This window comes from Metabacillus lacus, from assembly GCF_009674805.1.
Taxonomy (GTDB): Bacteria; Bacillota; Bacilli; order Bacillales; family Bacillaceae; genus Metabacillus_C; species Metabacillus_C lacus.
The window spans coordinates 1-9468 of the sequence record NZ_WKKI01000080.1 but is presented as its reverse complement, the minus strand read 5'-3'; the positions used below and the strand labels follow the sequence as shown (position 1 = coordinate 9468).

Sequence of the window (9468 nt, the reverse complement as noted above, 5' to 3'; positions counted from 1 at the left end):
TCCTTTATTAGAAGTCACGGATAACGTGGGTTTAGCTTCTAGTTTAGGAGATTTTTTTGCATTCGTCCATAAAAAATCCCCCTATAATTTCAATTAATAGAGGGTAATTAAATTGATCTTTTGGCCTGTGGATACATATGCAATGATAGTGGAGTTCCTCCGTTTATAGATGTGTGGTGTCTTTTACATGGGGCTCCCCCATCCAAAATAAGCGTAAGATTTCCGGTTAAAACCAAAATAAGCCGATTTTTAGAGCAAATAAGGGAATGAATTCCGCTTAAGCTCATAAAAATCACCCATTTTCATGCTATTTGAGGCGCATAGGCGGAATGTCTCCGTTTATTTAAGCCCACTTTCATTGTTTTTTCTGAATAGGCGGAGTTCCTCCGGTTATATATGTGTGGTGATTTTCACAAGAGGCTCCCCCATCCAAAATAAGCGTAAGATTTCCGGTTAAAACCAAAATAAGCCGATTTTTAGAGCAAATAAGGGAACGAATTCCGCTTATGCTGCTGAAAATACTCCATTTTAAGGTTTTTTAGGCGCATAGGCGGAATGTCTCCGTTTATTTAAGTCCACTTTCATTGTTTTTTCTGAATAGGCGGAGTTCCTCCGGTTATATATGTGTGGTGTCTTTACATGGGGCCTCCCCATCCAAAATAAGCGTAAGATTTCCGGTAAAAACCATTACAGGCCGTTTTTTAGAGAAAATAAGGGAATGAATTCCGCTTAAGCTCATAAAAATCACCCATTTTCATGCTATTTGAGTCCCATAGAAGGAATCTCTCCGTTTATTTCAGTCTTTTTTTAGGCTATTTTTTAAATAAGCGGAAATCTTACGTCTATTCCTTACTCAAGATGCTTAACCGGAACCCTCAGCGTGTATTAAGTTATATCCTGCAACTGCAGATCTGTCCGCTTCAATCGTTACATCACCAGAAATGATTTATCGCTTGATTGCATCAACAATCAACGATGGAAACACAAGCGTAGTAGAATTCCTGGGATCATACTTTTTTGATCTGAAAATGACCCCGTCTCGCCCGTCCCACTTCTTAGCATGAAAATTTCCCTCTTCATCACAATACTCCAGTAAATTCACCTCAAAACCAGCCATTTCAAACATATTGGTGAGTGTTTGATAATTGTGAACAATCTTGTGGCTGTAAGCAGGATGATCCAGAGGCCCCGGTCCCCCAACTTTAACAGTATTCTGGTAATCTTCATTTTTAAAGTATCCATCAGGAACGGCACAGCGAATGTACCCATTATGTTTAAGATATTTAAAACAAATCTTAGCCCCTTCAACGCCTTCTTGAAAGGTTAAATGTTCCCATACATGCTCTGCTAAAATAGCAGTTACAGAGTTGCTCTCAAACCTGTTTTTCCAGCCCCTTTCCCCTAATAAATTCAATTCTTCCTCCTGAGTGTGAACCCAGCCAGGATTATTATTGTATTCACCAGCACCTATTACTACTTTTATATCACTTAGAATTTCACTCAACATTTTCACCCCGCAATAGATATTTTACTGCAAGACCTTAGCAGAACATTATCGTATTATCCTATAAATAGTAATTACATCAAATTTTTGTAATTTTTCTATTAAGTCAAAGAGCATTTAACCAAAAAGTATGTATCGTTCATAGACTTTTTATTGTACAGTAGAGAAGAACTGGAAAATTGTAGCTAGGGTTCCTCTATTAAGGTAGGTCAGTGACCAAGGGCTACATCTTTTACAATATGTAAAAGGCACCTATTGACATAAAAGGTCCGAGGGGAAAGGTTCAGCGTATTTGTTATACGTTGAAATCTTTTCTTCGGGTCTTTTTATTATTTTATGGGAGGTTTATCAGATGACAAGAATTGATGACTTAAAAGCTGGGGTTGCAGTTATTATTCTGAACGAGGCAAAGCAAGTGTTGTTACAGAAAAGGTCAGATGTAGGAAAGTGGGGTATTCCTTCAGGACATATAGAGATAGGCGAAACTGTGGCTGAGGCAGCTATCAGAGAAGTAAAGGAGGAAACTAATTTAGATATTGAAATTAAGAAGCTGATTGGTGTTTATTCTGATCCTCATTCACAGGTGTTCTCATATCCAAATGGCAAGATAGTCCATTTTATAACTAATTGTTTTCTTGCAGACATTACTGGGGGTGAATTGCGATGCAATTCTTCTGAGTCGCTAGAAATTAAGTTTTTTGAACAACACAACTTACCGAAAGACTTACTAAGAATGCATCCTCAATGGTTAACAGATGCACTTGCTGATAAAGATTTGGCATTTATTCGTTAGGGTCAATTCCTATGATTTCACTAAAGGCTGAGTTGAAAAAGAAAAACAAAAGGGAACTCATTAATTTGAGTTCGCTTTGTTGATAGCGCTAGAAACTGATAAAGCTACATAATAATTTAATGATCAGTCTTTCCTCGATACAAAGGCAGAGTAATCAGGGTTTACAGAAAGTAAATCCCCTAAAATTCCGAGCTGGAGATCAATAGTAGACAGTACACTTGTACCAACCCAACTTCCTGGTAAAAATTCAGGGGGTAACATAGGATCCCTTTCTAATAAATCATCCTTTAATTCCATAAGTGCTAAATAGTGAGTAAAAACAGATAAAATATCTCGTTGAGGATCGTTAATTAATTGATTTAGCTCAGATTTATAATTCTCCAACCAGATCTGTTTATCCATATAGCATTGTTTTATTCCCTCAATATCCCAAATTGCACTGGCACTGTTTGGACCTGGTAATCCCTCAGGGCTTATCTTATTGTATAAAAACTCCTGACTAACAGTAATCGTTACATACTCTTCAAGTTCAAGCGAATCAATTAGCTCTAATACCCTATCCGTTATGTTCCAAGGATATACATAAACACTTTTATAGAGGTGGCCAAAACCTAATCCAATTAATCTATTTCTGAATGTATCTCGTTTCCTCCTTAATGTTTCGGGAATTTCCATAAAAATCAAGTACCACCTCCGATCCCATTTTTCATAGTAAAAATTATTATTATTTAATGACATATTGTAAGCAGCTAAGCCACTTGTGGTGAGAGAGTATGAACCACGTTCAAACGAGACTATGTATGATTGTTTTTTTAACCTAGTTAAAGCATTCCTAATTGATTGAGGAGTATAATTCAGTGCTTCAAATGTTTTTATTAGATCTCTTCCTTCAATTGATTCCTTTCTTGAAAGGAGATACATTAATTGTTTTTCAAGTGCCAATTTTTTCACCTCTAACACTGATAATAAAGGATTTCAATAATAATTCAACCTTAATAAATAACCATTAATTTTGTTCAAAGAAAATGAGCTTATTGACATTATATCAGCTTGAATATAATATAAATTTAAACGTTCGTGTATTATTTAGGTATAAAATAATCAAGAGTTAAATAATTAAGGAGGTTGTGAAGTTTAGTGAGTAATTTAAATAGCATTTCTAGTCAGTTTGAGACAATTCAAATTATTAATGAAAATGGAGAAATTGTAAATGAACCATTAATGCCCGATTTAAGCGCTAGCCAGCTACAAATGCTTATGGAGAGAATGGTTTATATTAGAACTATTGACCAACGCTGCATTTCACTAACTAGACAAGGAAGACTTGGTTTCTATGCTCCAGTTGCGGGGCAGGAAGCGAGTATGATTGGAACGCAATATGTATTAGAAAAAGACGATTGGATTCTACCTGGTTACCGTGATTTACCGCAAATATTGTTTCATGGAGTACCACTATCTCAGCTGTTTTTATGGTCCAAAGGCCATTACAAGGGGGGGGAAATGCCTGATGGCGTTAATGTTACTCCACCACAAATAATAATTGGTGCCCAAATTGTTCAGGCTGCAGGTGTAGGATTAGGATTAAAAAAGAAAAAGAAAAAGAATGTTGCAATTACATATACTGGTGATGGTGGATCTTCTCAGGGAGATTTCTATGAAGGTTTGAATTTTGCTGGAGTTTATAAGAGCCCCACTATATTTGTAGTACAAAACAATCAATTCGCCATTTCTACACCCTTTGAAAAGCAAACTGCTGCAAAAACGATTGCCCATAAATCTATTGCGGCAGGAATAAAAGGAGTGAGAGTAGACGGAATGGATATCCTAGCTACTTATGCAGTGACAAAGGAGGCAAGGGAACGTGCAGTGAATTCAAATGGACCAACATTAATTGAAACTGTTACATACCGATACGGTCCTCATTCAACGTCTGGAGATAATCCTGCAATTTATCGAACGAAACAATTAGATCTTAGTTGGGTAAAAAAAGATCCAATTACAAGATTTAGATTGTATTTAGAAAATCAAAATTTATGGACGCCTGAACATGAATCTCAGGTAATTGAACAAGCTAAAGAGGATGTCAAACTCGCTATAAAACAAGTTGAATCTGAAAAAAAGCAAACTGTTTCTAACCTAATCGAAAATATGTTTGAGGAACTCCCAGGAAATTTAATCGAACAATTAGAAAGAGAAAACAGTAAGTAAAATGTTTGATAGAGCAGAAGCTTACTGTGTAGACTTCTAGGTGTTCCTAACAAAGCCTGTATCATGATTGATTAGTAATCTTTGATACAGGCTTGTTTTTTGGATATTAATTCTTATAGAGTCTAACATGTGAACAGGCAGTGCTCATGGAATGGCAAGATATATTGAACAATCATTCAGAAAGCAAGGTTTGCGTTTGGTAGGCTGTGAGGTAAATATGTTCAATTTCTTCATCGGTCATGTACATAATGGCTTGGTGGTCAAACTCCTTTACGCTGAAGATGAATTCCACCATGTTTTTTCGTTCTTGTCTGCTCATTTAATTTCTCTCCTTTTCCGTTGTATTAATACAGTTATCTTTTATTAATTGTATTATATAACAGTAGGTGGAAACTGTTCAACCTATTTTTGTTTTTTAGTGGAAAATAGGTCATTTGACTAATCGAGCAATAAAAAAAGCCCCCGATTAAGGGGACAGATGTTACATAGATTTGGCTTGTAAGAGCTTCTTTTCACCGAATAGAGCAATTGTTGCCAGGAGTCCAGCAAGCATAAAGCTGAAGATAAAGAAAAAGCTGATTCCTTCAAAAAACTGAATAAAGATTCCACCGACGAATGGGCCGGCCAGGCTGCCGATGCTGAAAAAGATGCCGCACATCAAATTGCCAGTCGGCAGGAGGTTTTTAGGCATCAGGTCAGTCATATAGCTGATGCCAAGCGAGAAGGTGGATCCAACAGCCATTCCCGCCAGAAGCAGGCAGGTGATCAGCAGAAGGTAGGATTGTTCTCCAAGACCTGCTGCAGTAAAAAAGACAAATCCAGAGCTAAGAATGGCAAGTAAGACGTTTCTCCGGCCATATCTGTCACTTAGAATCCCCAATGGCAGCTGAAAAATAATGCCGCCGACTGCGAATGCAGCGAGCAGGATGGACACGCTCGATACTTCTATGCCCAATCTGAGTGCATACACAGGAAAGCTTCCGTTTAAAGAGGATTCCAGGAATCCGTAGCCAAGCGGCGGAAGAAACGCCACCCAGGCGTATTTCCATGCTTTTGAAAACCGTTTGAATGTTTCAAAAAACGAGTTGACTGAGATTTGCTGATCAGGAAGCTCATTTTTTAACAGAAATATAAATGTCCATCCGGTAAAACACATTGCAGAGGACAGTATAAACGGAAGAGCCTGATTAACTTCTACCAAAGGTGTCATCAGCGGCCCTGCTGCAAATCCGAGACCAAAAAACAGACCGTAAAGGGAGACATTTCTTCCCCGTTTTTCTTCAGGTGAAAAGGAGGTAATCCAGGTTTGAGTAGCGAAATGCAATGCGTGGTCTCCTATCCCGATTAACAGCCTTAAGAAAAACCAGAACCAGAAAGACTGCCATAATGGAAATGCAATCAACGAAACGGATACAAGCAGGCCGCCAAATAGAATGACAGGCTTGTAACCGTATTTTCTGAGAGGATGCTCCATAAAAGGAGAGACTAGCAATATACCAATATATAGTGCTGTAGCATTTAAGCCATTCAGCGCTGAGGATACTCCGCTGTTTTCAAATATAACCGCGATAAGCGGCAGAAGCATGCCCTGGGAAAATCCCGAGATAGCAACAATTGAAACAAGAATCCAAAAGCGGAGATTTTCTTTCATCATAGACCGTAAACCTCTATTCTAATAGTTTATACTTTACTCCAATAGGATATGAAAGCTGTCCTTTCATTTTACAGTATTTTCACACCTTGGACAAAATGCAATTGAACAAAAAATAAGGAGCTGATTTTTATCGAACTTTCCCTGTGGATCGCTGCTTTTAGCGGTTTTGTTGTAGCCATGTTTCTGATTTTTGGGAAAAAGAAAAAATAACAATTAGCGTAAAAGGAATAACATGTTAACAGCAATCCATCCGATAACACTGCGAGGTAACAAATATGGAAATGGAAATAAGATTGGAAAAATTACGGCCAGAAGATGCTAAGAAATTATTTGAATTTGAACTAGAAAACAGAGCTTATTTTGAAAAAATGGTACCAAGTCGCGGAGAGGCATATTATAATTTTGATGCTTTTAAAAATTCGCACGAAGCTCTGCTGAATGAACAAACTAAAGGGCAGTCTTATTATTATTTAATAAAGGATGAAAATGGTTTAATCCTTGGAAGAATGAACTTAGTAGATATTGATAAAACCAGCCATTCAGGCTTTATCGGTTATAGAGTGGGTGAATCGTATACTGGAAAAGGAGTTGCAAATAAAGCATTAAAGCTGTTATTAGAAACTCATAACCGGCAAGGTATTAAACATATACTAGCGAAGACAACAACTAACAACATACCTTCACAAAAAGTGTTAGAAAAAAACGGATTTAAGCATATATCAACGGGCAATGAAGAATTAATCATGAATGGAAACAGTTTGCACTTTGTTTATTATAAATGGACTATTTAAAAACTTTATCTGCAGCTATTGGAAAGCTTTACTTCAAGGAGGTTATTTTTAAAGGGGAGGGAGCTAAAGAAAGATGCTATACCCTTTGAAAACATATGGTAAAATAAGGGTGGAGAGGAGGAGCCAAAATGAAACGAATGCCATTCGAACCACCAACCGAATTTTACGATGAACGGCTAAGCAAAGTTGATGAGCAAATATGTTCTTTATTAAAACAACGGAGGGACATTTCAAATAACACCCCGGGTTTTCCATCTGATGCTGCTATTTCTAACTGGGCTCTAAAGTATGATCTCTATGAAGAGTTTCTAAATGCGTTATTTAGGGCAATACGAATGTACGATTTCTTTAAAATCCCTATTGAACCGGCTGGATTCAGAAAACACATATCTGTTTTAAAATCGATTGAAAAAAACAATCGGATATATTCCATAACCGTTATTCGACAGTATGAGAACGCTAGTGTTTTACAGCTTCATATTGATTGGGATGAGCCCAATGATTCATCAATTGAGCGACATCATCATAATGGGTTTGAATTGTTTTTGGGAGAGCAATATCATTGTCGACAGGATCGTGCTGCAGGCTCAACAGGGCATTATACATACAACTTCATTATTTCTCCACCCTTACCAGATGATGTTTCAAATACAAAAGTAGTCTTCAGGGAATATAGCGACACGTTTTTGGAAAAGCCAACAGGCCTTGAAATTGTAATGAATATAGAATAATAAGCAAAGGCATAGGATCTGCATGCATATTGGTCAGGTCTATTTTTTGTTGGACAATTGAGCGGAATACTTCATTAAGCGGAATCTAAAAGGGTCTGGAAAGAGGCTCGTGCTATGTGGGAAAATAATTGGAGTATTTGAGAAAATCTCTACATCTTAGAACATAAACTCTTTGAAAGAGCAGACCTTATTGTTAACGGGACAGTTTAGTTCACCAAGATTACCGGATTAATAACATTGAAATCAGGAAGAAAAATGAGGTGATTTTATTTTAGAAAAGCTCAGGGTAATAAATATGAAAACTGCGGTATTTATGGGAATTATTTTTTACTCTTTGAGTATCTTAATCCAACTACTTATTATAAGCAAAAATATTCCATTCACATGGGTTAATGGTGGAAGATCTGAATCTTTCGCCGAACAGCTGCCAATATCTGTTGTAAATATTGTTATTTCTATTATTGGAGTAGGTTTTATATGGATTGTTGGGAGAAATAAACCACCTAAATACAAAAGAGGAATAACCGTTATCTGTTGGTTTTTTGTTGTACTTTGGTCTTTTGGATTTATACAACAATTGTTTGGAACACCTTTTGAAAAAATGGTTTGTTCGTTAGTGCTGCTTATCGGTGTTATCGCGAATTTACGTATGGCGATTGAAAAATCATAAATTCAACTATTAAATGATATCAGCAAGTCCTTAGTATCTTCGGCTAAGTAGTCAGTTTAGTTGAATGTAAAACCCAACTTGCGAATATGACAATAAAGAGGAAGTCAATTAGGGTGGGAGTGTGTATGATGAAGGTATTGATCACTGGTTCAACAGGAAAACTGGGTTCTACTTTACTGAACCAACTAAAAGGATCTGAATATGATATTAAAATAACTTCTAGAAGAAAACCTGAAGGAATAGGCAACCTTGAGTGGGTTTATAGCGACTTATCGTCTGGAGAAGGATTGGAAGCTGCAGTTAAAGATGTAGATGTCATTATTCATGCAGCAACAAGTCCGGTTAAAAATTCAAAAAGGGTCGAGGTTTCAGGTTTTAAAGAGTTTTTAGGTAAAATGAAACATATAAAACATCTTATTTATCCGTCAATTGTTGGGATAGATGAAATACCATTTACATATTACAAGCAAAAACATGAAGCAGAAGAGTTGTTAAGAAATTGTTCTATCCCCCATACAATTGTACGTGCCACTCAGTTCCACCACTTTGTTGACAATCTATTTCTTTCTAAACCACTTCTTAAAAGATATATTGTCCCTGAAAATCTTCAATTTCAAAGTGTAGATGTTTCTGATTTTGCCAGTCATCTAATAGGTTTAATGGAAAAAGAACCACAGGAAAGAGCAGAAGATTTTGGTGGACCAGATATTATGACACTAACAGAAATGGCTAAACTGAAAATCGAAATTAATCATGAAACGAATAAAGTACTAAGTATTTCTTTGCCTGGAAAACTGCACAAATCTATCTCCGAGGGGAAAAATACAAATTTTAATAGAAAAATGGGGAAAATCACCTTTAGGGAATATTTAAGTAGCAAGAGCAATGAGCTGTTGTAAAGGGACCTTCTGAAAATGCCAGGCGCACTCAGGCTTGGGGAAGAAGGACAAAAAATTAGGCAATAGATAGATGCCTGAAAATAGGCGTAACATTTTCTCTTATTTGAAAAAAAGCATTAAAAACAGCCCAAATAGCCGGAGGAATCAAACATGACCTACTGGTCACCGCCAGGAATGAAAATTGGTTTGATTCTTGTGCCACAAAAGAATTATATTTG

At 36.7% G+C, this 9468-nt stretch carries 10 protein-coding genes; 6 read left to right on the top strand and 4 right to left on the bottom strand.

Going from position 1 to position 9468, the window contains the following annotated elements; genetic code table 11:
• Positions 1-946 precede the first annotated feature (946 nt).
• The gene (locus tag GJU40_RS19915) at positions 947-1507 is read right to left on the bottom strand and encodes a class I SAM-dependent methyltransferase (RefSeq protein WP_154309797.1); all 561 of its coding nucleotides are present in this window, start codon (positions 1505-1507) and stop codon (positions 947-949) included.
• 349 nt (positions 1508-1856) lie between these two features.
• Between GJU40_RS19915 and GJU40_RS19910 the strand changes: the two genes are divergently transcribed.
• On the top strand, positions 1857-2297 hold the full coding sequence (locus GJU40_RS19910) for an NUDIX domain-containing protein (RefSeq protein WP_154309796.1): 441 nt from the start codon (positions 1857-1859) through the stop codon (positions 2295-2297).
• A 123-nt stretch (positions 2298-2420) separates the two neighbouring features.
• Here the strand turns inward: GJU40_RS19910 and GJU40_RS19905 are convergent, their stop codons facing one another.
• Positions 2421-3239: a PaaX family transcriptional regulator C-terminal domain-containing protein gene (locus GJU40_RS19905; protein ID WP_154309795.1), complete on the bottom strand. Its 819-nt coding sequence runs from the start codon at positions 3237-3239 to the stop codon at positions 2421-2423.
• 195 nt (positions 3240-3434) lie between these two features.
• On the opposite strand from GJU40_RS19905, the gene pdhA reads away from it, so the two are divergent.
• Complete coding sequence (gene pdhA / locus GJU40_RS19900; RefSeq protein ID WP_343031650.1) at positions 3435-4505, top strand: pyruvate dehydrogenase (acetyl-transferring) E1 component subunit alpha; 1071 nt, start codon at positions 3435-3437, stop codon at positions 4503-4505.
• Positions 4506-4677: 172 nt separating this feature from the next.
• On the opposite strand, the gene GJU40_RS19895 is transcribed toward pdhA, so the two are convergent.
• Positions 4678-4824 carry a BH0509 family protein gene (locus GJU40_RS19895; protein WP_154309794.1) on the bottom strand — a complete coding sequence of 49 codons (147 nt, stop codon included), beginning with the start codon at positions 4822-4824 and terminating at the stop codon, positions 4678-4680.
• A gap of 162 nt (positions 4825-4986) precedes the next feature.
• The gene (locus GJU40_RS19890) at positions 4987-6159 is read right to left on the bottom strand and encodes an MFS transporter (protein ID WP_154309793.1); all 1173 of its coding nucleotides are present in this window, start codon (positions 6157-6159) and stop codon (positions 4987-4989) included.
• A gap of 281 nt (positions 6160-6440) precedes the next feature.
• On the opposite strand from GJU40_RS19890, the gene GJU40_RS19885 reads away from it, so the two are divergent.
• From GJU40_RS19885 to GJU40_RS19870, 4 genes are all read left to right on the top strand, one after another.
• The gene (locus tag GJU40_RS19885) at positions 6441-6950 is read left to right on the top strand and encodes a GNAT family N-acetyltransferase (protein WP_154309799.1); all 510 of its coding nucleotides are present in this window, start codon (positions 6441-6443) and stop codon (positions 6948-6950) included.
• 128 nt (positions 6951-7078) lie between these two features.
• Complete coding sequence (locus GJU40_RS19880; RefSeq protein ID WP_154309792.1) at positions 7079-7681, top strand: hypothetical protein; 603 nt, start codon at positions 7079-7081, stop codon at positions 7679-7681.
• A 295-nt stretch (positions 7682-7976) separates the two neighbouring features.
• On the top strand, positions 7977-8351 hold the full coding sequence (locus tag GJU40_RS19875) for a hypothetical protein (RefSeq protein WP_154309791.1): 375 nt from the start codon (positions 7977-7979) through the stop codon (positions 8349-8351).
• 125 nt (positions 8352-8476) lie between these two features.
• Positions 8477-9250, top strand: coding sequence for an SDR family oxidoreductase (locus GJU40_RS19870; RefSeq protein ID WP_246188450.1), 774 nt, complete (start codon positions 8477-8479; stop codon positions 9248-9250).
• Positions 9251-9468: the final 218 nt, after the last annotated feature.

Coding starts and splice junctions, on each gene's coding strand:
- GJU40_RS19915 (WP_154309797.1), bottom strand. CDS start 1,507: ATGTTGAGTGAAATTCTAAGTGATATAAAAGTAGTAATAGGTGCTGGT.
- GJU40_RS19910 (WP_154309796.1), top strand. CDS start 1,857: ATGACAAGAATTGATGACTTAAAAGCTGGGGTTGCAGTTATTATTCTG.
- GJU40_RS19895 (WP_154309794.1), bottom strand. CDS start 4,824: ATGAGCAGACAAGAACGAAAAAACATGGTGGAATTCATCTTCAGCGTA.
- GJU40_RS19890 (WP_154309793.1), bottom strand. CDS start 6,159: ATGATGAAAGAAAATCTCCGCTTTTGGATTCTTGTTTCAATTGTTGCT.
- GJU40_RS19885 (WP_154309799.1), top strand. CDS start 6,441: ATGGAAATAAGATTGGAAAAATTACGGCCAGAAGATGCTAAGAAATTA.
- GJU40_RS19880 (WP_154309792.1), top strand. CDS start 7,079: ATGAAACGAATGCCATTCGAACCACCAACCGAATTTTACGATGAACGG.
- GJU40_RS19875 (WP_154309791.1), top strand. CDS start 7,977: ATGAAAACTGCGGTATTTATGGGAATTATTTTTTACTCTTTGAGTATC.
- GJU40_RS19870 (WP_246188450.1), top strand. CDS start 8,477: ATGATGAAGGTATTGATCACTGGTTCAACAGGAAAACTGGGTTCTACT.